Below are 26,407 nucleotides of genomic sequence, written 5' to 3' on the forward strand. Positions count from 1 at the left end.
TATTCCTTAGAGGTTCGGGTTGAAGTTTTTCCCCAATGACGCCGGCATATTAAGCCGGATCCAGTTGGCGTTTCGAGAAATCAGGACCAGCACCAGTATGGTGGCCAGATACGGCAGCATGGATAAGAGCTGGGAGGCTATCGGTACACCCAGCGCTTGCATATGATAGGAAAGAATGGTGATTCCGCCAAACAAATAAGCACCTATCAGCACGCGTGCCGGGCGCCAGGTGGCGAAAGTGGTCAGCGCCAGTGCGATCCACCCGCGCCCGGCGACCATGCCTTCCACCCACATGGGCGTATAGACCAATGACATGAATGCGCCCGCCAGGCCGCAACAAGCGCCACCGAACAGCAAGGCGGCCAAGCGGATGCGGCGCACGTTATACCCCAGCGAATGCGCCGAGGCAGGCGATTCGCCCACGGCACGCAGCACCAGCCCCGGTCGTGTGCGGGTCAGGAACCAGGCGATGCCGCCGCAGAGCAATAGCGACACGTACACCATGGGATGATGCCGGAAAAGCGCCTCGCCAATAAAGGGTATGTCTTGCAAGACGGGAATGCCGAACTTGCCGGCTTGCAGGGTTTCACCCACGTAGCTGATGCCGATATAAGCCGAGGCCCCCACGCCAAAAAGCGACAGGGCCAAGCCGGTGGCGACCTGATTGGCGCCCAGCCACACGGTCAGCCAGGCAAAAAAGCCCGCCAGTACCATGCCCGCCAGTGCACCTGCTGCAAAGCCCAGGGCCACGTTGCCGGTGTGGATGGAGATCGCGAAGCCGACCACCGCTGCGACCAGCATCATGCCTTCGGACCCCAGGTTGATGACGCCGGACTTCTCGTTTACCAGCAAGCCAAGGGCGGCGAGCATCAGGGGTGTACCCGCGTTGATGGCTGAAGCAAGCAGCGGTGCCAGGGCTTCCATTACTTTCTCCAGCGCAGTCGGTTATGGATCAACACATCGCAGGCCAGCAGCGAAAACAGCAGTATCCCCTGAAAGATGCCGGTAATCGCGCTGGGCATGCCCAACCGGCTTTGCGAGAGTTCGCCGCCGATATAAAGCAGGGCCATGATGAAGCTTGAAAAGATCACGCCCACGGGATGCAGGCGGCCCACAAAGGCCACGATAATGGCTGCAAAGCCGTAACCCGGCGATACCGACGGCGTCAGTTGTCCGATGGGACCCATCACCTCGCAAGCACCCGCCAGACCGGCCAGGCCGCCGGACATCAGCATACAGGTCCATAAAGACCGGCGCGACGAAAAGCCGGCGTAGCGGGCCGCCAGCGGCGCCATCCCGCCGACCTGCAGCTTGAACCCTGCAAAGCTGCGCGAAAGATACAGCCACCCCAACAAGGCCGCAGCTACGGCCAGGACGATGCCCAGATGCAGACGCGTGCCGGGCAGCACCATGGGAAGCAAAAATCCATCAGAGAACAACTGCGACTGCGGAAAGCCGAAGCCATCCGGATCCATCAAGATGCCGTGCACCAGATAACTCAAGAGCAGTTGCGCCACATAGACCAGCATCAGCGAAACCAGTATCTCGTTGGCGTTGTAGCTGTCGCGCAACCAGGCAACGATGGCAGCCCACAACATGCCGCCGCAGGCGCCCGCCAGCAAGGCCAGCGCAATCATGCCTGCGCCTCCGTTAGTGCCATCATCCAATTGCAAGACAACGGCCCCTGCGGCAATCGAGCCCAGGACCAACTGCCCTTCGGCGCCGATGTTGAAAATGTTGGCTCGAAAGCACATGGCCAGGCCGACCGATATCAGCAGCAGCGGCGCCACCTTGACGCCCACCTCGGCCCAGCCGTGCATGTCTTTGATGGGTTCAAGAAAAAACACCGCCAGGCTGGCCAGTGGATCTTTGCCCACGGCCACAAACAGCACCACGCCGCACATCATAGTAAGCGCCACCGCAAACACGGGCGATAGCCATGACATCCACACCGAAGGCTGCGCGCGCGGCTCCAGCTTAATCATGCATCGGCTCCCGACTCTGCGTTGCGTTGTGGTCGGACGGCCATAGCCCGCTCATCCAGCGCCCGATAAGGTTAAGGTCGGCTTCTGAGGTCTTGATGGGCGGCGACACCTTACCTTTGGCGATGACGACCAGGCGATCAGCGATTTCAAACAGCTCGTCGAGCTCTTCGGAAATGACCAGCACTGCGCAGCCGGCGTCGCGCAAGGCCAGGAGCTCTGTGCGGATCTGGGCCGCCGCACCCACATCGACGCCCCATGTGGGCTGGGCCACCAGCAGCACGCGGGGCTGACGCGCCACCTCGCGGCCAATAATGTACTTTTGCAAATTGCCGCCAGACAAACTGGACGCTATCGCTCCCGGGCCAGCAGCCTTGACGTTGAAGCGCTTGATGATGCCGGCCGCCAGCTGCACGGTTGCCCGCTGGCGGATGAAACCGCGGCTGACCACGCTGCTTCCCTGATGCGATAGCAATATGTTTTGCGCCAGCGTCAGTTCGGGGACCGCCCCGCGCCCCAGGCGCTCTTCGGGCACGAAGGCCAGGCCCTGCGCGCGCCGCCAGGCTGCCGATCGGCGCCCTATCGCAGCGTCATCCAATGCCACCGTAGCAGCCGGTGCTCGCGTATCTTCGCCGGATAGCACGGCAAGCAACTCCTGCTGCCCGTTACCCGAGATACCAGCCACGCCAAGGATCTCGCCGGCATGCACATCGAAGCTGATGTCCGTCAATTCGGTGGCAAAGGGATGCGCGCGCGGTAGCGACAGTCGCCGCACAGACAGCACGGCCGAGCCGGCTTGCTTCTCTTGGTGATCAATGGCGGGCGGCTCGGCGCCTATCATGAGCCGCGACAGACTGGCTTCGGTTTCGACGCGCGGGTCGCAGACCCCGGTGACTTTGCCACCCCGCATTACGGTGCAGGTATGGCAGAGGGAACGGATCTCGTCCAGCTTGTGGCTGATGTACAAAATACTGCAGCCCTCAGCCGCCAGTTGCCGTAAGGTATCGAACAATTTGCCCACCGCCTGCGGCGTCAAGACCGAGGTTGGCTCGTCCAGTATCAGCAACTGCGGCTTGCCCAACAGCGCCCTGACGATCTCTACCCGCTGGCATTCACCCACCGATAAGGTATGGACGTGGCGTTGCGGTTCGAGGTCCAGGCCGTACTGGGCAGCCGTGTCGGCGATGCGCCGCTCGAGCTCGTCGATGCGCGTACCGCTGGGCAAGCCCAATGCGATGTTTTCGGCAACCGTCAGGGTGTCGAACAGGGAAAAATGCTGGAACACCATGCCGATGCCCATCTGCCGCGCCATGGCAGGGCTTGCAATGGTTACGGGTTGACCATTCCAGGCGATGGACCCGGCATCAGGGCGGATCACGCCATAGATGACTTTCATCAGCGTGGACTTGCCGGCCCCGTTCTCGCCGAGTACGGCGTGGATCTCTCCGGGCTGCACGACCAGACTCACCCCGTCGTTCGCCACAACGGCAGGGTACTGTTTGGTGATGTGGTTCAGCGCGAGGCGAGTCAAACTGATTGCCGGTTGTTTCGGTTGGCTGCTATTCTAACCGCAGCTTCACGCGACAATAAGGACGTCATGGCTGAAACAGCAAGCATCATCTGGAATACCCTGATCCAGGAGTTCTCCGACATCCCGGATGCTGCGGAAGCTACACGGCTAGTAACCCGTTTGGCCATGGCCATACTATTGGGTGCAGCCATCGGCTACGAGCGTGAACTCAAGGGCAAATCGGCCGGACTGCGCACACATATGCTGGTGTCGCTCGGCGCGGCAATTTTTGTACTGGTGCCGCTGCAAAGCGGCATTGAAGCCGCCGACATGAGCCGCGTCATTCAAGGCGTCATTGCCGGCATCGGCTTCCTGGGTGCCGGCGCCATCATCAAGCTAAGTGGCGATCCCGAAGTCAAGGGCTTGACCACGGCCGCCAGCATCTGGGTGGCGGCGGGCATCGGTATCGCGGCCGGCATGGGGCGCGAGGCGACTGCCGTCGTCACGACCTTGGCGGCCTTGTTCATTCTTGCCATCGTCCGACGCTACGAAAGTTAAGGCTGGGCCTTTGCAGCGGGCCAGTTCTCCTGCTCGGACACATGAGGCTGGGGTTCCAGACTGACTGCACCCGGCTTATTCGTAGCCGGCGCGTCGTTCGTCGCTGTGTCCTTTTTCTTCTCTTTTTCGTCGTCGCCCCTGGCAGCTGCCTTTTCGGCAGCAGACTCGTCTGATGCTTTCTTCTCCTGGCCAGGCGGCGGTGCCTTGGGGTCTTCCTTTGCAGCTGCTTCGAGCGTGGCGCACCCGGCTGATTCGTCTGTGCCGACGTTAAGCAAAGGCACCAGGGCAGCAAAGGGCGTGGCAACCACGCCCAGTAATATTGCAGCGCCCGCCCGGGCAGCCAGGGGCCCGGTCTGCACCCCTACATCGGGATTCTTGAACGACCCGCGAGCATAGAGCGGTGACCGCAAGGTAAAGATGCGGACCGTCTTGTTTGCCGGCTTGATATCCAGGTCCAGTGTCTCTTTGGCCAGATTGATGGTTCCGGTTATGTCCACGACCGCATCGGCCGTCTCCATCCTGAAGGCCTGGGCCGTCATGACGCCATTTTTAACGTTGAAGTCGGCCGCCAGGCAATTGAGCACGATTTGTTCGTCGCCAAACAGTTTGACCAACACCATGTTGGCGACGTTAAGCCCTGCCGCCTCAAGCAGGAACTGGCTGATGGTGCCGCGGCTGACCAATGCCTTCAACTCGCCATTGGAGCGTCCCAGCAATTCTGCTATGGATCCTCCTTCGGCGGAGAGCTCGATATCGCCATGCAGCTCACCAAAGCTGGCGTCCATGGACTCTGCCCCGGGGAACAGTTGCTTGAGCTTGAGGTGGCGGGCCGCGGTGTTAAGCCGGGCCTTGATCTTCTGGCCGCTACCATCAAGCGTAATGGTATTGGCCAGCGTGCCGCCCGCCACGCCGAAGTTCAGGGGGGTGAACGTCAGTATGCTATTGGCCATCTTTACGTGCGCCTCGATGTGGTCCAGGGGCAGATCCTTGCCGCGGACAATTTTCAGGCCCTTGAACTTCACATCGGCGTCCATGGCGCCCCAAGGCTCAGTATTGATGGGCTCAACGGGCAGGGCCTTGCCTGAGGGTTGCTTCACCTCTTTATCTTTGGACGATTTGACATCACTGGTGTCAGCGCCGACCAGGGGCCCAAGATCTTCGAACCGCAGCAATTTCGACTCGACTTCTCCGGTCAATAGCGACCTGGGCTCGCGTGCATGAAAAACCAGCGTCCCGTTCAGGTCGCTTTTGCCGACGATGCCCTTGAACTCTTCATAACGCCACGTGTCGTCTTCGCCCTCCAGCATGGCGATAAGTCGACCCTCGGTGCTGTAGGGCGGCGTGTTCGGCAGGGCGATGCCCAGAATGGGGAAAAGGTCGGCCATGGTCTCACCGGCCAGCTTGAGGCGCACGTCCAGTGAAGCCAGGGCCTGGGGACGAGTAACCGAACCCTCCAGCCCTATCGTCGTTGTGCCGACATTGACGCTACCACGCACCGGGAAGGGATCGCTGCCCTCGCGCAGCGATAAGATTCCGCCCGTCTTGCCCTCCCCGCTGACATCAGCGTCGTTATAGGACCCAGACGCCTTCCATCCGATGCCGTAGCCCTCTCCGTCGGTATCTTCCAGGGTGTCCAGATCAGCGGTCATATCGAGCTTGCTGGCAGCGTCCACCACTTGGGCATGCACGCTCTGCAAGGAGATCTCCTGCAGGTCTACCACCCACTTGGAGGGCTGTTTGTTTTCGTCTTCGTCTTTCTTGAACGTCCAGTTGGCCGCGCCATCGGCCTCCCGCTGCAACAGTATGTCGGCCTTCTCGATCTCCAGGCTCGCGATCTGCACGGTATGGTCCAGCAATGCCACGGGATTGATCAAGGCGGACAAGCGCGAAACTCGGGCCATCTCGCGAGCGGCTGGGCTGCCTTCGGGATTGCCCACGGTGACATCACTTGCCGTGATGTAGGGCCACGGCACCCAGCCCTTCCAGCCCCTTTCGGCGCCGGCATCGCGCCAGTCGATTTCAAGATCACCATTTACGGCCACCGGGCGCCCGGCCAGTTCGCTTGCCTGGCGATTGACCCAGGGCTTGGCGCTGTTCCAGTCAAAAGTGGCCAACACAGCAAACGCCAGCGCAATCAATAGCACCAGCCCAGCGCCTGCCCATAGAATTATTTTTGCATAACGAGGCACGTTCGTTGCTCCTGGGTTGCCATGGCGTCGCACCACGGCGAGGCCGACCTATGGGAGAAGCAAGCCGCGATCCCGGGTGCGATCGCGACAAACCGCAAGCAACTGCCTGCAGCCATTAAAGCAGTTCTTTTCGAAGCTCCTGTGGTGTTTTTCTGGACAGCAGGCCGGGGGCAACGTCGTAAACCGTTTTGGCGCCCGTGATGCCCTGCCGATTCAGACGCCATGCCGCGCGGGCATAGCAGACCAGGACGCTGGAGGTGAATTCGGGGTTGCTGTCCAGCTTCAGAGCGTATTCCACCACCTGGGTGTTGCTCGCGCCGGTCTGCCCGCTGCGGATCACAAAGCCGCCATGCGGCATTGCAGCATGGCGCTCGCGCAGTTCCTCGGCGGTAATGAAATTGACGGTCGTGTCGTAATCCGCGAAATAGTCAGGCATGCTGATGATGGCTTCCCTCACGGACTGCGCGTCCGCGCCTTCAGCCAACACCACATGGCATTCGCGCGTATGCTTTTCGCGGGTAGACAAACTGGGCAGCGAGCCGCTACGCACGCGTTCGATGGCTTGGGGTACGGGAATGGTGTATTGCACCGCGGCCGCTACACCTGGCACACGGCGTACGGCATCAGAATGACCCTGGCTTAAGCCCTTGCCCCAAAATGTGTAAGTCTGCCCTTCGGGCAACACTGCTTCACCCAGCAAGCGGTTTAGCGAAAACAGGCCTGGGTCCCAGCCCACCGAAATAATCGCCGTATGACCGCTGGGCTCCGCCGCCTGGTCGACGGCGTCGAAATAGGCAGGAATCTTGGCGTGGGTGTCGAAGCTGTCGACGGTATTGAACATGGCCGCCAGTGCCGGCCCCTGCTGCGGCAGATCTTCGCGCGAGCCGCCGCATAAGATAAGTACATCGATCTCGTCCCTGAAGTTGGCAATGCCATCCAAGGGATGCACGGGTACAGCGCTGTCCAGCAATTGCAATTGCGAGGGATCGCGACGGGTAAAGACACCCGCCAGCATCATGTCTGGATTCTGGCCGATAGCGGCTTCCACGCCACGGCCCAGATTGCCGTATCCGGCAATGCCAACTCTGATTTTTTCCGGCATATTGTTTCCTGCATGCTGTTATACGAGAGCTAGATTGTATGACGGGAGCCACCAACAAACGGGGCCGGGTTTTGCAATCGCGCGTGCGATTGCAAAACCCGGCCCCATCAAATGGCCCCAAAAATCGAGTTAGGCTGCGGCTGTCTCGGCTTGACTGACCGCCTCTTCGACTTCGGACACCGACGTACGGATCAGGTGATCGAAGGCGCTTAAGGCTGCCTTGGCACCATCGCCGGCAGAAATCACGATCTGCTTGTAGGGCACGGTCGTGCAGTCCCCCGCGGCGAAAACACCCGGCACGGAGGTTTGGCCCCGCGCGTCTATTTCGATTTCGCCGTGCTTGGACAGGGCTACCGCCCCACCCTTCAGCCACTCGGTATTAGGCACCAGGCCGATCTGCACAAACACCCCTTCCAGCTCGATGGTGTGGATTTCCTTGTCCGCACGATCTTGATAGGTCAGGCTGCTTACCTTCTTGCCGTCGCCATTGATCTCGGTGGTTTGGGCCGAAGTGATGATGGTGACGTTGGGCATAGAGTTGAGCTTACGCTGCAAAACGGCGTCAGCCCGCAAGGCGCTGCCATACTCGATAAGCGTTACATGCTTGACCAGGCCTGCCAGGTCGATGGCGGCCTCAACACCCGAGTTGCCGCCGCCAATGACCGCGACCCGCTTGCCCTTAAACAATGGACCGTCGCAATGCGGGCAATAAGCCACGCCGTTGTTGCGATACTGGCGCTCGCCCGGCACATTGATTTCGCGCCAGCGGGCACCCGTGGCCAATATGACCGTACGCGCCTTCAGCGACCCACCGTTGGCCAGCTTGATTTCGGTCAGCTTGCCAGGAACCAGTTCAGTGGCCTGCTGCAGGTTCATGATGTCTACGTCATAAGCCTGCACGTGTTGCTCGAGCGCCGCTGCGAACTTGGGGCCATCGGTTTCCTTGACGGAAATGAAGTTCTCGATGGCCATGGTGTCGAGCACCTGGCCACCAAAACGCTCGGCCACCACGCCGGTACGGATACCCTTGCGGGCCGCGTAAACCGCAGCTGCTGCGCCTGCCGGCCCGCCGCCCACAATAAGGACGTCGTAAGGATCTTTGGCGTTGAGCTCTTGCGCCTTGCGATCGGCCGCGCCGGTGTCCAGCCTGGCCAGGATCTCTTCCACGCTGGAGCGCCCCTGGCCGAAGACGTCGCCGTTCAGAAACATGGTGGGCACCGACATGATCTGGCGTGCGTCGACCTCGTCCTGATACAGGGCCCCGTCAATCGCCACGTGGCGGATACGCGGGTTGATGATGGACATCGTATTAAGCGCCTGAACCACATCCGGGCAGTTCTGGCATGACAGCGAAAAATAGGTCTCGAAGGCGTAATCGCCATCAAGATTACGAATCTGTTCAATCACGGTCTCATCCAGCTTGATAGGATGGCCGCCTACCTGCAGCAGTGCCAGGACCAATGAGGTGAACTCGTGCCCCATGGGAATGCCCGCGAACTGCACGCTGATATCGGTCCCGCTGCGATTGATGCTGAATGAAGGCTTGCGCTGGTTGTCGTCATCACGCTCGCTCAGGGTGATCTTGTCCGACATGCCATCGATTTCGCGCAGCAGATCGCGCAGCTCTGTCGATTTTTGGCTGTCGTCCAAATAGGCAACGATCTCGATCGGCTGCCTGAGCATTTCCATATAGGAGTTCAATTGCGTTTTCAAAGTTGCATCCAGCATGGCTATCTACCTTCATTGATAAGAGGATTTTCGGAAAGCGCCGCGCGCCGGCTCGTGGCCACACGCGGCGGGATGAGTACTTACCTGCTTATCGCAAGCAGATGATGCTTAGATCTTGCCGACCAAGTCCAGCGAAGGAGTCAGGGTTTTCGCGCCTTCTTCCCATTTGGCTGGGCATACTTCGCCGGGGTGGGCGGCAATGTACTGAGCAGCCTTTACCTTGCGCAGCAGCTCGGACGCAACGCGACCGATACCGTTGTCGTGCACTTCCATGACCTTGATCTGGCCTTCGGGATTGACAACGAAAGTACCGCGCAGCGCCATGCCTTCTTCTTCGATCAGAACTTCGAAGTTGCGGGCCAGCACCTGGGTAGGATCGGCAATCATGGGGTACTGCACTTTACCGATGGCTTCTGAAGTGTCGTGCCAGGCTTTGTGCGAGAAATGGGTGTCGGTCGAAACGCTGTAGATCTCAGCGCCGATCTTTTGGAATTCAGCATACTGCTCGGCCAGATCTTCCAGTTCGGTGGGGCACACGAACGTGAAGTCGGCGGGGTAGAAAACGAAGATCGACCATTTGCCGGCAATGGATTCATTGCTGACGTCAACAAACTTGCCATTGTGGTAGGCGGTTGCTTTGAATGGTTTGATTGTGGTGTTAATCAGGGACATTGCGTTTCCTTGTGGTGGTTAAAGAAATTGAACACGTAATCAGTATAGGCACCACGCCATCATTTGTAAAATTGATTAATACAATACCAGCGATAGCGTACGGCTATAGCCATGAGCAAAAAAATTGGCCGCCAGGTGCCTGTTGTCTTGTGAGGTTCATTGTACGCTTTTCGAGTCGCCGGGGATACACGTAAACTTGCTTTACTTGCGCTGGATGTTGCGGCATCCTTGCTTTTTGTAGGACAGCCATTCATTAAGTACGAGACACCGACCATGAGCTCCCTTTTTGCATTTTTGCATCATGTCGCTGCATTTACTTTGGTCTCGGCCCTGGCCATCGAGTTCGTCTTGCTGAAGGAAAAGCTAAGCACCACGATCGCACGACGCTTACTGCTTGCAGACCTGATGTTCGGCGTATCGGCCGCCGCGGTGTTGTTCGTTGGCTTGCTACGCGTATTCTTCTTCGAGAAAGGGGCCGCGTACTATTTCACCAACCTTCCTTTTCTGGCAAAGCTTGCATTGTTCATTGCCATCGGTGTGTTGTCCGCAGGGCCCACCAAGGAATTCCTGTCGTGGCGCAGTGCACTCAAGAAGGGCCAGGCGCCCATTACGCCACCAGAAAAAATCCGCGGTCTGCGACGGGTGCTTCATATCGAAATAGCGCTGACAGCAGCCCTGGTGCTTTGCGCCGTTTTAATGGCGCGCGGCGTGGGCAGCATAGGCTGACCGGCTTAGGCGCGCCTGCCCGCCGAGCCGATTTCCTCGCTCCGGGCCTTCACATACATGGTCCGTCCCGCACCCCAGCCGCTGATGGCCGCGCCCGTACCCAGAGCAGCGAACAGCCAGCCCGACGAAGCAAAGCTACCCGTGAGACTATGCAGGACACCGACCAGCAAGGGCCCCAGCGCAGCCAGCACGTAGCCCACGCCTTGAGCCATGCCCGACAAGTGAGCAGCCACATGTGAATCAGGCGAACGCAAGACAATGACAGTCATCGCAATCGCAAACAAGCCACCTTGGCCTATGCCCTGCAAAACAGCCCAGATCCAGACCGTGGATACCGGCGCGAACAACAGGCCAATAAGGGCGCTGGCGGCGGTCAGCGCAAGCGCGGCATTGAACAGGCTTTGATTGCGACATCGAACCGCCAACGGCGGTACCAGCAGGCATGTGACCACCTGCACCATAATGGACACCGATACGACCAGGCCGGCCTCTACGCCCTCCAGACCGCGTTCGCGCAGTATCGGCGCCAGCCAGCCCATGAGGCAATAAGCCAATGCCGACTGCAGCCCCATGAAAAGCGTTACCTGCCATGCCAATGGATCGCGCCACAGACCCGTCACATTGCGCCTCACCTGGCTAGACCCATGCGCGCTACGCAAGGACTGCGGCGCCCAGATCAGCAACACCAGCGCTGCAGGCAAGGCCCAGACAACCAGTCCGGCGGCCCAGGAGTCATCAAAGAAATGAGCAATGGGCAGGGTGAATGCCGCTGCCGAAGCAGCTCCCCCGCAGAGGGCCATGGTGTACAAGCCCGTCATCAGCGCGGCCTGATGCGGGAAGTCGCGCTTGACCACACTGGGCAGCAGTACATTGCCGGTCGCAATGGCGGCGCCGGCCAGGGCCGAACCTATGAATAAGGCGGCCATCCCGCCCATACCCCGCATCGCCGTCCCCACAGTCAGGAAAAACAGGACAGCGAGCAAAGTGCGCTCCGGCCCCACCCGCTGCGAGATCCTGGGAGCCAATGGCGCAAACAAGCCCAGACACAGTACTGGCAAGGTGGTCAGGTAGCCCGCCCCCGCAGAACTCAGGCTGGTGGACCCTATGATGTCCGGCAACAGTACCGAAAGGCTGGCAAATAGCGGGCGCAGATTGAAAGCGATCAGCATCAGACTGAGCCCAAGCAGAATCATGGCGGCGAGACTGGGGCTGGGCGGCGTTGATGAAAGTGGCTGTGCGCGTTCTTCCGGGGCGTTCATGGCAAGGCGTAGTGAGGCTCGCAGCCGGGTGCTGACGATTCAGAATCATACAGCAGGCATGACGCATGCTAGCTATGGGGCTGATCACTACCCACGCCACCCCGGGAGACCTTCCATGAACCGCTATCGCTCCACCTTATTGATTTCCTTGGCCGCCAGCATGATTACGCTGGCCGGATGTTCCACACCCCAGGCCAATTCGCCGCTGTCGGCGGCAGACCAGACCTTTTTGGAAAACGCCGCCCAAGGCAATTATGCCGAGATCGAGGGCAGTCGCATGGCCCAGGAAAAGGCAACGAGCCAGGACGTACTGGACTTTGCCGCCAACATGATCCGGGAACACACCCGCGCGAGCGAGAAGCTCTCGGCTCTGGCCAAACGTAAAAGCTATGTGCCACCGATGGAGCCGTCCATCGTGCAGCGCACCGAACTGAAGAGCCTGAGCTTGCTGTCGGGCAACGCCTTCAACAAGATGTATGTGGATCGCATTGGTGTTGCCGCCCATACCGCAACGATCCAGCAGTTTGAAACCGCTGCCGCCAACGCTCAAGACCCGGACGTTCGCGACTTTGCGCAAGACATGTTGCCGTCACTGCGCCACCACCTTGAAATGGCACAGGCCCTGAACCAGAAGCAGAAAGCGGAGTAATCATCGGCCAGCCGCAGTCTGGGCCAGCGCCGCTGCCGTCGCCGCATCGGCCGGCAGAAACACTTCGATCAAGAGCTCGGACACGTTGATGTCGAGCGGGTAATCGAAAACCATAGTCGTACTGAGGAAGGCCAAACTGCCCGACTCAGTACGCAGGCGTAAGGGCGTGGCAATGGGGCTGTGTCCCACAGCATGGCTGCCCTCGGGAGCTTCGCGCGGGCTTGGGTAGCTGGTCAGTTCCCGAAGCAAGTCATCCAGATACTCGTCGGCAGAGGCCTCTGCCTGGCGCTGCAAGCGTAGCAATACATTGGCACGCCATTCAGACAAGTTCTCTATGTGCGGGGCCATGCCTTCGGGGTGCAAGCTTAAGCGCAATACATTGACGGGTGGGGAGAGCAGCTTTGGCGACACACCCGCCAGTAGCGGCGCCACGGCCTTATTGGCAAAGACGAGATTCCATTTTCCGTCGACCGCCAGGGCGGGATACGGATCGTGGGCGTCCAGCAAAAGCTGAACCGACGCCCCCAGCGATTGCATGTCGGGGTCGGTCAATGGCCGCTCGGCAAAGCGTGGCGCGTATCCCGCGGCCAACAATACGTCATTACATGGCCGAGGTGGAATTTGCAGGCAGTCTGCCAGGCGCAACAGCATTTCGCGACTTGGCCGGGCGCGACCCGTCTCGATAAAACTCAAATGGCGCGCCGACATCCCAGCCTCCAGCGCAAGGTCAAGCTGACTAAGCCGACGCCTGTTGCGCCAGGTACGCAAGAGAGCCCCGAGGGGACGCCGAACAGTATCCATATTGAAAGCATAGCAGTGCGTGAGCATCCGCATTACCTCTCAGGTAATCGACGCCAGATCGAAAAAGCGTCAAAGTCGGTCATCGCGTCGATCCCTTCTACCCCTTTTGCAAGGACATCCATCATGCATCTTGACTCCAGCTCAGGCCTTGTAGCTTATGTCATCACTTTTACCGTCCGCCCCGGACAACAGGACGAGTTCCTGGGCTTGCTCGAACCGTTGTTGGACGCCATGCGCAACGAAGCGACATTTGCCAACGCTTTCCTGCATCGTGATCCTTCGTCTGACTATCGCTATATGCTGTACGAAACCTGGACGGACGAGAAAGACCTGGCCGAGGTCCAGATACATCGCGAATACCGACAGGCCTTCTGGCGGGCGCTTCCCGATTTACTGGAATCCCCACGCGAGATACAGAGGTGGCAACCCGTGCGCAGCGACATTCGCCCGCCGCAGCCTCTATCCGTTACGCCCGACTGCGCTTATGATTAAGTGATCCGTAACCACTCCTGGAGAAGATCTTGCCTAGCCTACTACCCGACGTCGACCCCAACGGGCTGCTCGAATACTCGGTGGTCTACACCGATCGTGCCGTCAACCATATGTCGCAGAATTTCCAGGGCGTCATGCGAGATATCTCCAGCACCCTGAAGCATGTATACCGCGCACAGTCTGCCATCGTTGTACCCGGCAGCGGGACCTTCGGCATGGAAGCCGTCGCGCGGCAGTTTGCCACCAACAAAAAATGCCTGGTGATCCGAACCGGATGGTTCAGCTATCGGTGGACACAGATTTTCGAGATGGGCTCCATCCCCGCCAGCGCCACAGTGCTGAAGGCCCGACCGATACAAGCAGGCCGCCAAGCGCCATTCGCTCCCCCTCCCATAGACGAGGTCGTCGCCGAGATTGAAGCAAGCAAGCCTGATGTCGTGTTCGCCGCACACGTGGAAACGGCAGCCGGCATTATGTTGCCCGACGACTATATGCGGCAGGTCGCCGATGCCGTGCATGCCCACGGTGGCCTGTTTGTACTCGATTGCATCGCATCCGGCACCATCTGGGTCGATATGCAGGCCATTGGTGTTGACGTGCTGATCACTGCTCCTCAAAAGGGCTGGAGCGGCCCGGCTTGTTGCGGCCTGGTCATGCTGGGTGCCCAGGGCAGAAAGCAAATAGACGCCACGATCAGCACAAGCTTTGCCTGCGACTTACGCAAATGGCTGCAAATCATGGAGGCCTACGAGGCAGGCGGCTTCGGCTACCACGCCACCATGCCGACCGACAGTCTTACCGTGCTGCGTAACGTGATGCAAGAAACCAAAGACTATGGCTTCGAGAAAGTTCGCGCCGAGCAGCAAGAGCTGGGCACCAAGGTGCGAGCCCTGTTGCAGGAAAGAGGCTTCCAAAGCGTTGCCGCGCCCGGCTACGAAGCCCCCGGCGTGGTCGTAAGCTACACCGACGATCCCGGGCTGCACTCCGGCAAAAAATTCGTCGAAGCCGGACTGCAAGCGGCAGCTGGCGTACCCCTGCAATGCGACGAAGGCGACGACTTCAAGACGTTTCGCATAGGCCTTTTCGGCCTGGACAAGCTGCATAATGTCGACCGGACGGTCAAGCACCTTGCAACAGCACTGGATGCCATCGTTCAACCCGTGCCAGTGGCCTAGCGGTATAGCGCCATGCCGAAGCACGGTTCCGACCGCATACTGAATCCAGCAAGCGAAGCCCGTGTACGCGCGAGCTTCGCTCGCCAGGGCCTGATGCGCCACCTGGGCGCTGAACTGCATCTGGTCGAGTCTGGCTTGGTCACAATACGGCTGCCCTATCGTTCAGAGCTCACGCAGCAGCATGGTTTCTTTCATGCCGGAGCAACCAGCGCGATCGCCGATTCGGCGGGCGGCTATGCTGGCTACACCCTATTTCCGGATGACAGCTCGGTATTGACGATCGAGTTCAAGATCAACCTGGTGGCACCGGCCCAAGGAGAACTCCTTGAGGCCATCGGGAAGGTTGTGCGATCCGGGCGCAGCCTTACGATCTGCCAAATGGAAGTGTTCGGCATAGCCGACGGCAAGCGTACCCTGGTGGCCATCGGCCAACAAACCCTGATGTGCATGCACGGCAAGCCCGATCCGCAAGAAGTGCTCGCCCCCGCCACGCCAACGTAAGGTTCCCATGGATATGCCATCAGGGTTGGGGGTATCCGGGCTGGAATCGGGTGGCCATGGCCAGTTCTTTTGCGGCGGCGGTGACAGCGGAACAATCAGGGTAGTGCGCCAGCCTGGGCACGACGTCTGACGCCCAGTTCGGCCAGCGTCGCGGCCATATCTTCGGCAGAAGTCTCGGGCTTGACGCTGGCATCTATTTTCAGCACCCGGCCGTCCTCGCCGATATAAATGGTGTGGCGCTTGGCCACCCCCAACATGCCCAGCACCCCATAGGCTTTCGCTGCAGATTTGTCTTCGTCGCTAAGCAAGGGAAAGTCAGCCTTGGTCTCCGCTGCGAAGCCTTCGTTGTCTGCCAGCGGGTCAACGCTGGCCATAAAGTAAGCGACGTCGAACTCGCGTATCAGGTGGCCGTTTTCGGCCAGCGACTTGCACTCGATGGTGCAGCCCGAGGTATAGGCCTTGGGAAACCAGGCCAGCACCACCGCCTGCTTGCCGCGGTAATCGGCCAGGCGATGCACCTTGCCATCAGAGCCGGGCAGCTCAAAGTCTGGGGCCATGTCGCCCACCTCGATCGCAGCCGCAGGAGCGGCGAACATCGCCAGCCATATGCCCAGCAATAATGGCTTCAGATACTTGAACATGGATGTTCTCCTTATGGCTTGCTATCGTCTTCGCGGCTCGTTGCGGATCGCCGCAGCGGCGTCAACAAGGGCCGCAAACCATTATGATCCAGCTCTTGCATCAATGCCAGGAGGCGACCGATTTCGCCCTTCGGAAAGCCGTTGCGAGCGAACCAGTTCAAGTAATGGCCGGGCAGGTCGGCCATCAAACGCCCCTGGTACTTGCCAAAGGGCATGATGCGCGTCACCAGCAGTTCAAGATCTTCGGGGTGCATGGCAAATACCCCATGTTAATCGCTGACGCTGGCGATGCCCAGTGCTAGAAGTCGACAGAGGCAGACAACATGACGCTGCGGCCGGCAGCATTGGTGGCGAACGAACCGCTGGCCAGCCAGTACTTTTTATCCGTCAGATTATCGATGTTGGCGCGCAGGACTACATTTTTTCCTGCGACCTTGGTCCGGTAGCGGGCGCCTACATCGAAAGTTGTGACGGCTGGCAAGCTGAGCGTGTTGGCATCGCTAATATAGGTGGACGAGGTGTGTGAAGCACGCCCGTTAAGACTCAGCCCCTCCACCCAGGGTGTATCCCAGTCCAGGCCCAGGTTGAATGTCCGGCTCGGTACGCCCGGGGCCCTGTTGCCGTCGTTAATGCCATCCTGCGTTTTGGTCAGCGTACCTTGCGTGAACGCGGCGCTGGCCATCAGACGCAAACCAGGCTGCAATTCGCCATAGGCGCTGAGCTCCAGCCCACGGTTGCGCTGCTCTCCCGAGTAACCGTAGAAGTCCCCATCTTCCTGAGCAGAAGGCCGCGCCACCTGGAAGATTGCCGCGCTAGTAGTCACGCTGCCCCAATCCACTTTGACACCGGCCTCGTACTGCTTGGATTTGTAAGGACTGAGTACCTCGCCGCTATTGGCGTACCCAGGGCCTACAACCCGTCCGGGCGTCAAGCCCTCTGTGAAATTGCCGTATACCGAGACATTGTCCACCGGCTTGATCACAATCCCGGCAAGCGGGGAGACCGCGTCTGCCTTGTAGCTGCCAGTTTTTGCGCCTGTGCCCGTGCTGTAGCTCTCGGTTTTTACGGTCTGCTTACGCGCACCCAGGGTTAGCAACACAGTGTCTTGGGCAAAGGACAGCGTATCGGCAATAGCGATGCTGTCCAATGTCGTTTCCGACGCGCGCCTCATGCTGTTGCGCACAGATGCATTCGCAGGGAGCGGTGACGGGTCGTAGATATTTGATGACACGGCCGTCGTACCCGGCGAGTAGGCGTTGCCGGCTTCTTGGCTCATGCGTGTCACTCCGACGGAAAGTGCGTGCCCAACGGTACCGGTGTCAAACCGCGCCTGTAGCCCGACGTCGCTGCTAAGCGTTTCGGAGTACGAGTCGTAATATGAATTCATGACGCCGAAATTTCCGTCGGCATCCACCCCGCGACGCGCCAACGTGGCCGGATTGACCGAGATGGGGAACACCTGGCGCACAACGTTATCCCGATAACCCAAGGCAACATGCCCCGTAAGATTGTCGGTCAGGTCGTATTCCAGCCTTGAAGCTATCGTCTTGTCACGCTGTGTCAGTGTCGTGCCCGGATAGAAAGCGATGCGCCCATCCGGTGCTGTGGGGATCTCTGTAATGTTGGGTGCGAACCCGATCTGAGACCGGAAATTCTCGACCTCATCGTCCTGATATATTGCATCCAGAGACCACCTCAGGCGTTGCCCCCGGAAGTCCAGAGCCAGCGCGCCCAGCCCCAAGTCCTGGCGGCCATCATTAATCGAGGCCTCGCCGCCACGCACTACACCGTTAAAGCGTATGCCCCATTCGTTGTTCTCGCCAAACCGCCTGCCCACATCCAGGTGGGTACCCACATTGGCCTTGGTGGTGTAGGTGGTCGTCAAGCGGGTTAGCGGCTCGTCATGAGCGCGCTTGGTTACGACGTTGATGCTGCCGCCTATACTCCCATTGGGCGGGATGCCACGCATCAGTGTACCGGGCCCTTTAAGAACTTCGACGCGCTCAACAAACTCCAGGGGCAGGCGGTTGGCGGACAACAAGCCATACAGCCCATTCATCCCCACATCTCCGGTTCCGACACTGAATCCGCGAATCTGGAAGTCCTCTCCGAACCCACCAGTCGACGTCGTCGTGCGCACCGATGCATCATTGGTAATGATGTCGGCCAGCGTACGCGCCTGGATGTCTTCTATCAGTTCCGATGTGTAATTTACCGTGCTGAACGGCGTATCCATGACATCTGCCGTGCCCAGCAAACCCAGGCCGCCGCCACGCGCCACTTGCCCGCCCGCGTAAACCGGTTCCAGATCTCCAGCGCGGCTTCCTTGAACCACCACTGCGGGCAGTTCCGTAGCCGGCGGCGCGGACTGCGCCATCGCACCCCCACCAGACGCGATCAGCAAGGCAGCCGCTAAGGGGCGCAGCATGGGCGGGCGAGACAGGGGGCGGTAGGACATGAAATCACTCTTAAAAGTAGGAAGCCGGGTTGAAAGAAACTGCGTGCGTGCCTGCTTGATCTATGTATAATTTCGCAAAGCACGGTGATAGTAATCGTTCTCAATACCATTATCAATAAGATTTTGCCCCGACTTTCCTGCTCCACATCCCGTTTTCGGAAACGCCCATGACCTGTCTTTTGTCCCTCGATTCAGCCGCTGCTTTACGCCCTACCGCGTCGTATGCCACTGCCGCCCTGACGCAGGCTGGGGCTTAACAATGTTGTCGACGGGAGCCTTGCGCAAGTGGTCCTTTGTACATAAATGGACCAGCCTGATCAGTACGATTTTTCTCCTGATGCTGTGCCTTACCGGCCTGCCTCTGATCTTCGAGCACGAGATCGAGCATTTCCTGACCGATGGTGTTCAACACACAAGCGCTGAAGCCGGTCTGCCCCTGGCGAATATGGATCAGGTCATCGCGGCCGCAAAAGCCGAAGCCCCTGACAAGTCCGTGATGTTCGTCGGCGACATTACAGACGATGGGTTCTGGTATGTAAACATGGCCGATACGGTGGCAGGCGGCGGCCCGCGCAAGACAGTGACGGTGGACTATTACACCGGACAAGTGCTGGACCCCTCGGCTCAACGCAGCCCTTTCATGGCCTTCATGCTGCGGCTACATACCGACCTCTTTCTAGGCCTGCCGGGCAAGCTATTCCTGGGCCTGATGGCTTTCTTGCTGCTGGCCGCCATCGTATCGGGCGTCGTGCTCTATGCCCCTTTCATGCGGCGGCTGCGCTTCGGCGAGGTGCGTCGCGATCGGGCCACGCGGCTGAAATGGCTGGATCTGCACAACTTATTGGGCATCGTCACCCTGGTATGGATAGGCACGGTGGGCGCCACGGGCATGATCACTACCTGGGCGGACCTAATCGTTGGTGCATGGCGCGCCGACCAAATGGCCGAAATGGTAGCTCCTTACGCCGGCCAGCCTCCGGTTACGCAGCCCGGTTCGCTTGAGCAGGCCGTACAAGCGGCCCAGCAGTTGGAACCCAACATGCAACTGGGTTTTGTGGCGTATCCCGGATCGGGTTTGTCCAGCCCGCACCACTATGCCGTCTTCATGCGCGGTACCGAGCCGCTGACATCTCGCCTGTTGAAGCCCGTGCTGGTGGATGCGCGAACGCTGCAAGTAACGGATAACCGTCCTCTGCCTTGGTACATGACCGGCTTGTTGATATCGGAGCCGCTGCACTTTGGCGACTACGGTGGCTTGCCCATGAAGGTGCTGTGGGCCGTGTTGGACATCATCACCATTATCTTGCTGGGCAGCGGCTTATACCTGTGGCTGGCACGCCGCCGTAAGGCCCCTGGCCGAACTATCGAAGCATGGGAAGCGAGCGCATGAAGCAACACGCCAAAGCCGAGGACAGCTACCGTTCACACACCAACATGCGTCAGATGTGGCTGGCCCCGTTGCTCATAGCAGCAATTACATCGGTAGGTTTGATCGCCGCCCTGGTGGGCGACGGATGGCACGATGCGGTGTCATGGGCCGCGCTTGGCGTGCCCGTGGTGTTGATCGCATGGAAGTGGCGGCTGGGCTGATTACTGCCGGCTCACACCAACCAATTTTCCACGACAAGCCCCCGAATACGGTCGAACTCCCGGGTGTTGCCGGTCACAAGTGTTAGGCCTAGCGTATGGGCGTGTGCAGCGATCAACAGGTCGTTGGCGCCGATAGGCTGCCCTGCGGCTTCCAGTTCAGTCCGGATGCTCCCGTACGCCGCGTCGACCGGTAGATCGAGAGGCAGCACAGGCAGCGTATCGAGCAAGCTCCGCACCTTGGCCAGCAACTTGGGGGACCCCTTTTTGGCGCACCCGTAGCGCATCTCAGCGGCAACGACGATACTGGTACAGACCGCATGGTGACCGACTCGCTGTATTTGGTGGGCCGCCAGGCCGTCAGGATTGCGCAACAGATCACTGAGGATATTGGTGTCCAGCAAATAGCCGTTCACAAAATATCCTCCGGCGCCGCAGGCATGTCTGAGATTTCAGGAAACCAGTCTTCTGGCCCGAGCGGCTCATCGTTCTTCCATTCGGCCAGCAGCTCGAGTATGTTGCTTGGCCCGGATACGGGCTCGATAATAAGCCTCGCTCCTTCACGATGGATCAGCACCCGATCGCCGGGCAGTTCAAATTCGGCTGGAATGCGGACAGCTTGGCTGCGGTTATTTCGAAATAGCTTGGCCTCACGAGATCTCGAAGAAGGTACGGGAGTAGTCATGGCGTCACCTCGTTTGTATATGCCATATTGTATATGCCATGCAAGCCGAATGGAAGCGCCTGAATCTGAGGATCAAGCCGGATTGCCCATCAAAAGGTAGCGGCCTTCACACTCGATTGCCGCTATTCTCAATAGCCGATGATTCCGGGCCGCATCGTCCGTTCGCCTTTGTTTGGCTTCCTGGATTGCGTCAGCGCATCCTTGGACATCGGCTTCGGTCTTGCCGTAATGCTTGCGTCCGATCTGCAGCCACTCCAGGAAGTAATTGGCGCGGCGCTGAAGCTGCATTTCGCCGAATTGTTCCAAAGCCTTGGCTTCCAGCCCGGGGCTGGTGACTACCCCGTACTCCCTTGGACCCCGCAAGGCCGAGAACAGCACGGTGGCGCTTTGGCGCTTGGGCGGATCGGCGGTAACGACCTTCAGAACACGGGCAGCGGCATGTTGCTCATATTCACAAAAGATCGCGGAAGCCGTCTCGGCGCCGTTCTCCGCTGCTTCTAATTCCTCACCCCGAATAAACCAAACTTCGCCAGCAGAGAGCTTGTGTTTTTCGCCCCATGTCAGATAGATGGCGTCGTCGTCTTCGGGGATCTCGTGCATGTCTCCCACCTTCCGAAAGCACGCGGCTATTCCCGCCCGGCCCAACTCGTTTCTGGCTTGACCCACTGTCTCGCTGTCGGTTATTTCCGTCACGCGGTGCCGGTAGCGGGGCTTCCACAGGCGGGTTGCCCGCAAACTTTCGTATCTTGTCGACGAGGTCCTGCGTCGGCTTCTCATACCCGTAGCAGTACGGAGGCGTAGGAGCCAATTCGGGGCGGTAGTCCTGCAGCACTGGCTTCGCGTCGCCAAGATACTGGTTGTCTTTCACCCGCAGAAAGGCTTTGTAGTCGCGGGTATAGCCATACTGCGACTTCCGTTGCTCGTAGGCCTTGCGATCGGATTCGCCGTTACCCAGCGCACTGCGTTCTGGCGCGATGGAGATATAGCGGCAGTAATTCACATCGATGCCGTGCACCGTAGGAAAGAACGCAGGCTCCGTGCACTTGCGCTGGGAGTCGTTCTTGAAGATGTTGCCTTCAACCAGGGCTTTGGCCTCCAGGCTGAAGCTCATGCCGTAGAAATCCCAGTTCTCCACCAAGTTGTTGAACAGGTGGAAGGTGCCGAACTGCGCCCTCGGGTTCCGCTGCACTGTGTTGAAAAAATAGTTGTGGTGCAGCGTCACGCGAGCGATCGAATCGCGCTCATAGTTGTGAAACAGGTTCTTCGAGGTAATGTTGTTCAGCAGCATGACCTTGTTCGAGTTGTGGAACTTGGTCCACGAGATCGTCACGTCGGTCGAACCGTTTTTCACATTGAGCAGGCGGTCCGACATCCGCGACAGGTCCATGTGATCAACCCATACGTCGCGACTGCCGTTGGCCACATTCACGGCTTGCGTAAGTCGGTTCAGGCGCCCGTCTATCGTCAGATGCGTCAGGATGACGTTGCGGCTTCCATATACGCCCAGCCCGTCATCGATCAAGGTCACCCGTTTGCCGCGTCCGTCTATTGTCGTGTTGGACGGCACACGCAATTGCGAATCCAGGACCACAGTCATGTCGGAGGCGAAGCGTATCCACGTCGGCCCTTCGCGGGCCTGCTCCAGCGCGGCACGCAAGGTGCCGGGCCCCGCGTCATGGTCCGAGGTCACCTCGACGAACCTGCCGCCCAGCCCGCCTGTGGCCTTGGCACCATAGCCCTCGCGCTGTTGCAGCAACGCGGCAACGAATGAGCAATCTTCATCCGGCGCCGCGCAACGCTCGCCCGCTGTCGCTGGGCCGCCATACAGCGCGGCAAGCACCAGCAGCCAGGTCATGGCCATGTTCCGTGCAAACACCTAAGCCGCTCCCTATTCCTGCGCGGACCGATCCGCGGACGCCACATGGCGCCAGATGCCGCCGCTCAGGCGCAGGTTCTCCGGCTGACTGGCCAGGTGTTCCCGAAGCCGTTCGAAATACGCCTTCTGCCAGCGCAACGAATAAGCTTGAGCATCCTCGCCCGGATTGGCCGCCGGCAGCATCTCCAACGTATAGGCCACGCGACCGCTCTCCCAGCGCGGCGCGTAGAAGACCGACGGCACGCCCAGACGATGCGCCAAATGGGACGCGAAGCTGGAGTATGTAACGCTCTGGCCTTCGAAGGTCGTGCGCGGAGCGGCGGGGTTGGCTGCGCCATCGATGGCCAGGCACAGTACGTAGCCCGAGTGGATCGCACGCATGCAGGCCTTGGCGACCTGGGCTTCGGTCTGGTCTGCGGTCGAAATCAGCGCGGCGGCATACCCGCTCTGGGCGATGCTCGGCGCCGTCGCCAACCAGCGCGATGGAATGCCCAATAGCTCCAGGGCCAGCAACCCGGCGTACATGGGGCCTACGTGCGCCGTGGCGACCACAACTCCGCGCCCCGCCGCCAGCAGCGGAGCAAAGAAGCGCTCGCCGGTATCGAGTTCGCCCAGCAGCTGCATGGCCTCTTCGGCGCGTTCTTCGCGGCATTCGAGCCAGTCGAACAGCAGATGATCGACCATATGACCCCAGCGCGCCCGCCGCTCCCAGGTCGCCCGGTGGATGGACGTGTCGCCGCGCAACGACCAGGCCCAATCCAGACGCGCCTGCGGAATGGGCGCGGTGTCCAGATTTTCCTCCATACGGGCCATGGCTTCCCGGAACGTGTCCGGAAGCCGATCGCCACGTGTGGCGACGTATCGCGCGAACAGCGCCTCGGCCTCTTCCTTGCGACCCGCCTGCGATAGCGCCCCGATGGCGGCCCGCTGCCACAGCAGCTTGTCCGGAGACTTCTTGACCAGTTTCATCAGCTGATCGGCCGCATCGCCATAGTGCTGGGTGTAGCGCAAGGCGCGGGCATACAGGCCGCGCGCCTGCTCCAGGTCCGGCGCCAGTTCGAGGGCTCGCGCCAGCGGCGGCTCGGCTTCTTTGTAGCGGCCCGCGCGCAGCAGGGTTTCCCCATAAAGCGTCAACAGCCTGACGTCCTCCGGCGCCGCCTGCAAGCCTGCTTCGAAATGCGCGACCGCAAGTACCTTGCGATCGTCTTCCGTGCCGCGCCGCAGATGCGACAGCCCTAGCGAGGAACGGAGCGCCGCGCAATCGTGGCCCGCGCGCACCGCGGTGTCGCCAAACCGGATCGCTGCCATAATGCGGCCGTCCTCCATCAGGGCACGCACGGCCATCGCGGCCACGCGCTCATTTGGCAGCTTGTCCGGATCCAGCGCCGCAGCGATGCCTGCCGCCTCGGCCGCATTGCCGTTGCGCACGAAAGCCATCATCCAGGGGTACGCTTCGCCTGGCTCGCTTTGGGCCAGGGCAAGGGTCGCGCGGGCGACTTCGGCCGCCTCGGCCACCCGCCCCCCCTGCATGCGCAATTGAATCCGCACGGCATGCAGCGCCGCAGCGCCGGGCTCGATACCCGCGGCAGCATCCGACTCGGCAATCGCCCTATCCCACTGCCCCATGCGCCCGAGAAGACTGGCGAGCAGGCGGCGATCGTCGACGCGCGACGGATAGACGGCAATCAGCACGCCCAGCCCGGCGATCGCGGGTCCGAGGCGGCCCTCGCGAACGAAGGGCGAAACCAGCAATCGCCGGACATCGCGCCAGCCGTCCTTGGCCTGCCGCAACGCCGGTTCGAGCGCCGCCATGCCGCCCTCGGGGTCGGCCGCGCCCCGGATCTCCGCGATGATTTCGCGCAAGCGGGCGGTGGCGTCCTGCGCATCGGTGCCGGCCACCGGCCGACGGCTTTCGCCAGGTGTGTCAACCATGACGCAGCCCCCTCAACAAAGCCATCGCCACACGAGCGATGAACATCAGCGCAAAACCCAGCGCCAGTGCCTGTAACAACAGGAGCCCCGTTCGCGGGCTGCTGGGCCGATCGGTGGGTACCGGTTGCGCAATAATGGATAGATACCGCTGCAAGCCTAAAGCCTCCGTCATGGCGTGTTGGTAGGATTGCTGAGCCAGGGTCAGGTTGGAATCGGCGAACACCTGGGCATTGCGCAGCGCCTCGTAAGCTTTAAGCTGCTTGGCTTCCGCATTGCTGTCCCCGCTTAACCGATAGCGTACGGACGCGAGCCGCTTGTTCAGGGCGGCGACTTGCATCTCGGCCGGCTCGAGCATGAAGTGCTCTTTGTTTCCCAGGGCCCGGATCTTGTCCAGCCTCACCTGCGCAGTGCTGAGCTCCCCTTCCAACTGGCTGGACAGATTCAACAGCATCGACACCGTGGCAGCGGGATCGATGTTTCCATGCTCCGTGCGCCAGGTCGTGAGCGCGTCGCGGGCCGCGAGCGCCTTCTGTTCCGCCAGCCTGACCGACTCCTTGCTTACCTTCAGTTTGTCGGCAACGCCCTTTTCGTTCATGGAGCTCACGAACTCCTCGGTCAGGCCGATCAGCGCCGCAGATAGCATGGCCGCGTCTTCCGAGGAGAACGCGCTGACCCGCAGCACATCAATCTGCTCCAACGCATTGAACGAGATGTGCACGGACTTCTGGTAGGCGCGATACAGGTCGTCCTCGCTGGAATCTTCGGAAAGACGATTAAGCGGGTCCCATCCAGTGTTGGTCAGATAGCCGCGCAGACCGACCTTCTTGTCCAGTTGCTGCATACTGTCGCGCGATTTCACGAAGTCGGCGACTGCCCACCCGTCCACGAATCCACCAAGCATGCCGCCCGAGTTTCCAGTGGTGATCAGGCTGGCGGCCCCACCCGCGCCGCCTTGCTGGCCGGACGCCGACTGCACAAAAAACCGCGACTCCGCCTCATAGCGCGGCGTGGCCAGGAAACACACGTAGACCAGGGTGAGCGCCACCGGCGCAATGACGATAAGCGCGTTGATCCAGCGATGGCGGCGACGCTCGCGCAGCGAGGCCTGCCGCTCGCGGCTTCGACGTTCGATCTCCGATTCCTTTTCAGAACCCGAGCTGGCCCTCGTCGAAGCCGCCCCCGAGGCCGTCATCCCGTGTGCCGGAGTCGCCCCGTGATCTTCTTGGGGGGAACCTGCTGAGGCACTGGTCGAGGTCGTCGTCGATGCGGAGCGCGCTTCGTTCATAGATCAAGCCTTTAATGCAATAGTCCGCCAACTGATTCTGGCGGTAACTGGAGAAAATAAGTGTCCGACCCACCAGCCGTTCTTCGAACAGGGCGAGCCAGAGACGGGTGAAGCGGCAAGGCTCGAAAGGAATACTCCCTTCGATCACGTAGACATCGAACGCCGGCGCCAGCGCCAGAGCGAACGAAAACTCCTGCCGCGCGTACAGCGGCCAATGCTCCATGGGCTTGGCCAGACCTTTGGGATCGCTGACCAGGTCCGCGACCAGCTCGTGCGTCGCATCGGCATTGATCTCGTATATGTCGCTGACGAAATCGATCATGCTCAGGCCGGTCGCCTTGCCGCGGATGAAGCCTTGCCGGCCGATTGCCCACGATACGCTGGAATCGTGTTTGACGAAGCCCTGGCGCGGCGGACGCAGGCAGCACAGTATGTCCACCAACTGGCGATGCATTTCCGGCGCGGACGACAGCAAGGCGTAGCGCCCCACCGGGATATCGAGATTGGCGTCGGCCAGCAGTGCTTGCCTGCTGCCGAAGGCATAGGGCTCGTCGGTAACGCCATTGAGTTGGATCAAAAAAGTAGCCTCCGCAAAAGTC

At 60.2% G+C, this 26,407-nt stretch carries 27 protein-coding genes and 1 pseudogene; 9 read left to right on the plus strand and 19 right to left on the minus strand.

Features of this window, described 5'->3' with window-relative positions; all coding sequences use genetic code 11:
* Window positions 1-6: 6 nt before the first annotated feature.
* From CKA81_RS09965 to CKA81_RS09975, 3 genes are read right to left on the minus strand one after another with little or no spacing between them, the layout of a single operon-like run.
* Window positions 7-924: an ABC transporter permease gene (locus tag CKA81_RS09965; RefSeq protein ID WP_128355121.1), complete on the minus strand. Its 918-nt coding sequence runs from the start codon at window positions 922-924 to the stop codon at window positions 7-9.
* Window positions 924-1,985: an ABC transporter permease gene (locus CKA81_RS09970; protein ID WP_128355122.1), complete on the minus strand. Its 1,062-nt coding sequence runs from the start codon at window positions 1,983-1,985 to the stop codon at window positions 924-926. Before CKA81_RS09970 ends, CKA81_RS09965 begins: the two co-directional genes overlap by 1 nt.
* Window positions 1,978-3,513, minus strand: coding sequence for an ABC transporter ATP-binding protein (locus CKA81_RS09975; RefSeq protein WP_128355123.1), 1,536 nt, complete (start codon window positions 3,511-3,513; stop codon window positions 1,978-1,980). Before CKA81_RS09975 ends, CKA81_RS09970 begins: the two co-directional genes overlap by 8 nt.
* 66 nt (window positions 3,514-3,579) lie before the next feature.
* Between CKA81_RS09975 and CKA81_RS09980 the strand changes: the two genes are divergently transcribed.
* A complete protein-coding gene (locus CKA81_RS09980) occupies window positions 3,580-4,050 on the plus strand; it encodes an MgtC/SapB family protein (RefSeq protein ID WP_128355124.1) in 471 nt (156 codons plus the stop codon).
* Here CKA81_RS09980 and CKA81_RS09985 read toward each other — a convergent pair.
* The 4 genes from CKA81_RS09985 to ahpC form a co-directional block, all read right to left on the minus strand.
* Window positions 4,047-6,239 carry an AsmA family protein gene (locus CKA81_RS09985; RefSeq protein WP_128355125.1) on the minus strand — a complete coding sequence of 731 codons (2,193 nt, stop codon included), beginning with the start codon at window positions 6,237-6,239 and terminating at the stop codon, window positions 4,047-4,049. The two genes, CKA81_RS09980 and CKA81_RS09985, sit on opposite strands and share 4 nt — an antisense overlap.
* Window positions 6,240-6,354: 115 nt before the next feature.
* Window positions 6,355-7,341, minus strand: coding sequence for a diaminopimelate dehydrogenase (locus CKA81_RS09990; protein ID WP_128355126.1), 987 nt, complete (start codon window positions 7,339-7,341; stop codon window positions 6,355-6,357).
* Between the two features lie 129 nt (window positions 7,342-7,470).
* The gene (gene ahpF, locus CKA81_RS09995; protein WP_128355127.1) at window positions 7,471-9,069 is read right to left on the minus strand and encodes an alkyl hydroperoxide reductase subunit F; all 1,599 of its coding nucleotides are present in this window, start codon (window positions 9,067-9,069) and stop codon (window positions 7,471-7,473) included.
* Between the two features lie 108 nt (window positions 9,070-9,177).
* On the minus strand, window positions 9,178-9,741 hold the full coding sequence (ahpC, locus tag CKA81_RS10000) for an alkyl hydroperoxide reductase subunit C (protein WP_128355128.1): 564 nt from the start codon (window positions 9,739-9,741) through the stop codon (window positions 9,178-9,180).
* Between the two features lie 273 nt (window positions 9,742-10,014).
* On the opposite strand from ahpC, the gene CKA81_RS10005 reads away from it, so the two are divergent.
* Window positions 10,015-10,467 (plus strand): DUF2214 family protein, encoded by a 453-nt coding sequence (locus CKA81_RS10005; protein ID WP_128355129.1) that lies wholly within the window; start codon window positions 10,015-10,017, stop codon window positions 10,465-10,467.
* Between the two features lie 5 nt (window positions 10,468-10,472).
* Here the strand turns inward: CKA81_RS10005 and CKA81_RS10010 are convergent, their stop codons facing one another.
* Window positions 10,473-11,726: a CynX/NimT family MFS transporter gene (locus CKA81_RS10010; RefSeq protein WP_128355130.1), complete on the minus strand. Its 1,254-nt coding sequence runs from the start codon at window positions 11,724-11,726 to the stop codon at window positions 10,473-10,475.
* A gap of 115 nt (window positions 11,727-11,841) precedes the next feature.
* Here CKA81_RS10010 and CKA81_RS10015 point away from each other — a divergent pair, with 115 nt between their 5' ends.
* Entirely contained in the window at window positions 11,842-12,375 is a 534-nt protein-coding gene (locus tag CKA81_RS10015; RefSeq protein WP_164878374.1) for a DUF4142 domain-containing protein, read from the plus strand.
* On the opposite strand, the gene CKA81_RS10020 is transcribed toward CKA81_RS10015, so the two are convergent.
* A complete protein-coding gene (locus CKA81_RS10020; RefSeq protein WP_199287531.1) occupies window positions 12,376-13,209 on the minus strand; it encodes a helix-turn-helix domain-containing protein in 834 nt (277 codons plus the stop codon).
* Between the two features lie 90 nt (window positions 13,210-13,299).
* Here CKA81_RS10020 and CKA81_RS10025 point away from each other — a divergent pair, with 90 nt between their 5' ends.
* From CKA81_RS10025 to CKA81_RS17310, 4 genes and pseudogenes are all read left to right on the plus strand, one after another.
* Window positions 13,300-13,668: a putative quinol monooxygenase gene (locus CKA81_RS10025; RefSeq protein ID WP_128355133.1), complete on the plus strand. Its 369-nt coding sequence runs from the start codon at window positions 13,300-13,302 to the stop codon at window positions 13,666-13,668.
* 29 nt (window positions 13,669-13,697) lie between these two features.
* Complete coding sequence (locus CKA81_RS10030) at window positions 13,698-14,843, plus strand: aminotransferase class V-fold PLP-dependent enzyme (protein WP_128355134.1); 1,146 nt, start codon at window positions 13,698-13,700, stop codon at window positions 14,841-14,843.
* A 12-nt stretch (window positions 14,844-14,855) separates the two neighbouring features.
* Window positions 14,856-15,344: a PaaI family thioesterase gene (locus tag CKA81_RS10035; RefSeq protein WP_128355135.1), complete on the plus strand. Its 489-nt coding sequence runs from the start codon at window positions 14,856-14,858 to the stop codon at window positions 15,342-15,344.
* Window positions 15,345-15,351: 7 nt separating this feature from the next.
* Window positions 15,352-15,474, plus strand: a pseudogene (locus CKA81_RS17310) (glutamine cyclotransferase); the annotation flags it as partial.
* Here the strand turns inward: CKA81_RS17310 and CKA81_RS10045 are convergent.
* The 3 genes from CKA81_RS10045 to CKA81_RS10055 are packed head-to-tail and all read right to left on the minus strand — an operon-like array spanning window position 15,440 to window position 18,443.
* Window positions 15,440-15,985: a peroxiredoxin gene (locus tag CKA81_RS10045; protein WP_128355136.1), complete on the minus strand. Its 546-nt coding sequence runs from the start codon at window positions 15,983-15,985 to the stop codon at window positions 15,440-15,442. The pseudogene CKA81_RS17310 and the gene CKA81_RS10045 sit on opposite strands and share 35 nt — an antisense overlap.
* Before the next feature lie 11 nt (window positions 15,986-15,996).
* Window positions 15,997-16,239: a DUF3820 family protein gene (locus tag CKA81_RS10050; protein WP_128355137.1), complete on the minus strand. Its 243-nt coding sequence runs from the start codon at window positions 16,237-16,239 to the stop codon at window positions 15,997-15,999.
* 44 nt (window positions 16,240-16,283) lie between these two features.
* Window positions 16,284-18,443: a TonB-dependent receptor gene (locus CKA81_RS10055; protein WP_128355138.1), complete on the minus strand. Its 2,160-nt coding sequence runs from the start codon at window positions 18,441-18,443 to the stop codon at window positions 16,284-16,286.
* A gap of 259 nt (window positions 18,444-18,702) precedes the next feature.
* Here CKA81_RS10055 and CKA81_RS10060 point away from each other — a divergent pair, with 259 nt between their 5' ends.
* Both CKA81_RS10060 and CKA81_RS10065 read left to right on the plus strand, forming a co-directional pair.
* Window positions 18,703-19,833, plus strand: a complete 1,131-nt coding sequence (locus tag CKA81_RS10060) for a PepSY-associated TM helix domain-containing protein (protein ID WP_128355139.1) — start codon at window positions 18,703-18,705, stop codon at window positions 19,831-19,833.
* On the plus strand, window positions 19,830-20,033 hold the full coding sequence (locus tag CKA81_RS10065) for a hypothetical protein (protein WP_128355140.1): 204 nt from the start codon (window positions 19,830-19,832) through the stop codon (window positions 20,031-20,033). Before CKA81_RS10060 ends, CKA81_RS10065 begins: the two co-directional genes overlap by 4 nt.
* Before the next feature lie 11 nt (window positions 20,034-20,044).
* Here CKA81_RS10065 and CKA81_RS10070 read toward each other — a convergent pair whose 3' ends face one another.
* The 7 genes from CKA81_RS10070 to CKA81_RS10100 all read right to left on the minus strand — a co-directional run bounded on the left by CKA81_RS10070 (window position 20,045) and on the right by CKA81_RS10100 (window position 26,385).
* Complete coding sequence (locus CKA81_RS10070; protein ID WP_128355141.1) at window positions 20,045-20,446, minus strand: type II toxin-antitoxin system VapC family toxin; 402 nt, start codon at window positions 20,444-20,446, stop codon at window positions 20,045-20,047.
* Window positions 20,443-20,715 carry an antitoxin gene (locus CKA81_RS10075; RefSeq protein WP_128355142.1) on the minus strand — a complete coding sequence of 91 codons (273 nt, stop codon included), beginning with the start codon at window positions 20,713-20,715 and terminating at the stop codon, window positions 20,443-20,445. The genes CKA81_RS10070 and CKA81_RS10075 overlap by 4 nt, the downstream gene beginning before the upstream one ends.
* Before the next feature lie 72 nt (window positions 20,716-20,787).
* A complete protein-coding gene (locus CKA81_RS10080) occupies window positions 20,788-21,315 on the minus strand; it encodes a hypothetical protein (RefSeq protein ID WP_128355143.1) in 528 nt (175 codons plus the stop codon).
* A complete protein-coding gene (locus tag CKA81_RS10085; protein WP_128356739.1) occupies window positions 21,221-22,576 on the minus strand; it encodes a pectate lyase family protein in 1,356 nt (451 codons plus the stop codon). Before CKA81_RS10085 ends, CKA81_RS10080 begins: the two co-directional genes overlap by 95 nt.
* 27 nt (window positions 22,577-22,603) lie before the next feature.
* Window positions 22,604-24,523: a tetratricopeptide repeat protein gene (locus tag CKA81_RS10090; protein WP_128355144.1), complete on the minus strand. Its 1,920-nt coding sequence runs from the start codon at window positions 24,521-24,523 to the stop codon at window positions 22,604-22,606.
* Window positions 24,516-25,715 (minus strand): sugar ABC transporter, encoded by a 1,200-nt coding sequence (locus CKA81_RS10095; protein WP_228255701.1) that lies wholly within the window; start codon window positions 25,713-25,715, stop codon window positions 24,516-24,518. The genes CKA81_RS10090 and CKA81_RS10095 overlap by 8 nt, the downstream gene beginning before the upstream one ends.
* The gene (locus CKA81_RS10100; RefSeq protein WP_128355145.1) at window positions 25,669-26,385 is read right to left on the minus strand and encodes a P-loop NTPase family protein; all 717 of its coding nucleotides are present in this window, start codon (window positions 26,383-26,385) and stop codon (window positions 25,669-25,671) included. The genes CKA81_RS10095 and CKA81_RS10100 overlap by 47 nt, the downstream gene beginning before the upstream one ends.
* Between the last annotated feature and the right edge of the window lie 22 nt (window positions 26,386-26,407).

The sequence above is a fragment of the Pollutimonas thiosulfatoxidans genome, from assembly GCF_004022565.1.
Classification (GTDB): Bacteria; Pseudomonadota; Gammaproteobacteria; order Burkholderiales; family Burkholderiaceae_B; genus Pusillimonas_D; species Pusillimonas_D thiosulfatoxidans.

Bases quoted from the DNA above. Each gene is read 5' to 3' on its own strand.
- ahpC (WP_128355128.1), bottom strand. From the start codon at position 9,741: ATGTCCCTGATTAACACCACAATCAAACCATTCAAAGCAACCGCCTAC.
- CKA81_RS10085 (WP_128356739.1), bottom strand. From the start codon at position 22,576: ATGGCCATGACCTGGCTGCTGGTGCTTGCCGCGCTGTATGGCGGCCCA.
- CKA81_RS09980 (WP_128355124.1), top strand. From the start codon at position 3,580: ATGGCTGAAACAGCAAGCATCATCTGGAATACCCTGATCCAGGAGTTC.
- ahpF (WP_128355127.1), bottom strand. From the start codon at position 9,069: ATGCTGGATGCAACTTTGAAAACGCAATTGAACTCCTATATGGAAATG.
- CKA81_RS10055 (WP_128355138.1), bottom strand. From the start codon at position 18,443: ATGTCCTACCGCCCCCTGTCTCGCCCGCCCATGCTGCGCCCCTTAGCG.
- CKA81_RS10025 (WP_128355133.1), top strand. From the start codon at position 13,300: ATGCATCTTGACTCCAGCTCAGGCCTTGTAGCTTATGTCATCACTTTT.
- CKA81_RS10050 (WP_128355137.1), bottom strand. From the start codon at position 16,239: ATGCACCCCGAAGATCTTGAACTGCTGGTGACGCGCATCATGCCCTTT.
- CKA81_RS10045 (WP_128355136.1), bottom strand. From the start codon at position 15,985: ATGTTCAAGTATCTGAAGCCATTATTGCTGGGCATATGGCTGGCGATG.
- CKA81_RS10015 (WP_164878374.1), top strand. From the start codon at position 11,842: ATGAACCGCTATCGCTCCACCTTATTGATTTCCTTGGCCGCCAGCATG.
- CKA81_RS09990 (WP_128355126.1), bottom strand. From the start codon at position 7,341: ATGCCGGAAAAAATCAGAGTTGGCATTGCCGGATACGGCAATCTGGGC.
- CKA81_RS10090 (WP_128355144.1), bottom strand. From the start codon at position 24,523: ATGGTTGACACACCTGGCGAAAGCCGTCGGCCGGTGGCCGGCACCGAT.
- CKA81_RS10005 (WP_128355129.1), top strand. From the start codon at position 10,015: ATGAGCTCCCTTTTTGCATTTTTGCATCATGTCGCTGCATTTACTTTG.
- CKA81_RS09970 (WP_128355122.1), bottom strand. From the start codon at position 1,985: ATGATTAAGCTGGAGCCGCGCGCGCAGCCTTCGGTGTGGATGTCATGG.
- CKA81_RS10010 (WP_128355130.1), bottom strand. From the start codon at position 11,726: ATGAACGCCCCGGAAGAACGCGCACAGCCACTTTCATCAACGCCGCCC.
- CKA81_RS10075 (WP_128355142.1), bottom strand. From the start codon at position 20,715: ATGACTACTCCCGTACCTTCTTCGAGATCTCGTGAGGCCAAGCTATTT.
- CKA81_RS10065 (WP_128355140.1), top strand. From the start codon at position 19,830: ATGAAGCAACACGCCAAAGCCGAGGACAGCTACCGTTCACACACCAAC.
- CKA81_RS10060 (WP_128355139.1), top strand. From the start codon at position 18,703: ATGTTGTCGACGGGAGCCTTGCGCAAGTGGTCCTTTGTACATAAATGG.
- CKA81_RS10020 (WP_199287531.1), bottom strand. From the start codon at position 13,209: ATGCGGATGCTCACGCACTGCTATGCTTTCAATATGGATACTGTTCGG.
- CKA81_RS10080 (WP_128355143.1), bottom strand. From the start codon at position 21,315: ATGCACGAGATCCCCGAAGACGACGACGCCATCTATCTGACATGGGGC.
- CKA81_RS10035 (WP_128355135.1), top strand. From the start codon at position 14,856: ATGCCGAAGCACGGTTCCGACCGCATACTGAATCCAGCAAGCGAAGCC.
- CKA81_RS09965 (WP_128355121.1), bottom strand. From the start codon at position 924: ATGGAAGCCCTGGCACCGCTGCTTGCTTCAGCCATCAACGCGGGTACA.
- CKA81_RS10095 (WP_228255701.1), bottom strand. From the start codon at position 25,715: ATGACGGCCTCGGGGGCGGCTTCGACGAGGGCCAGCTCGGGTTCTGAA.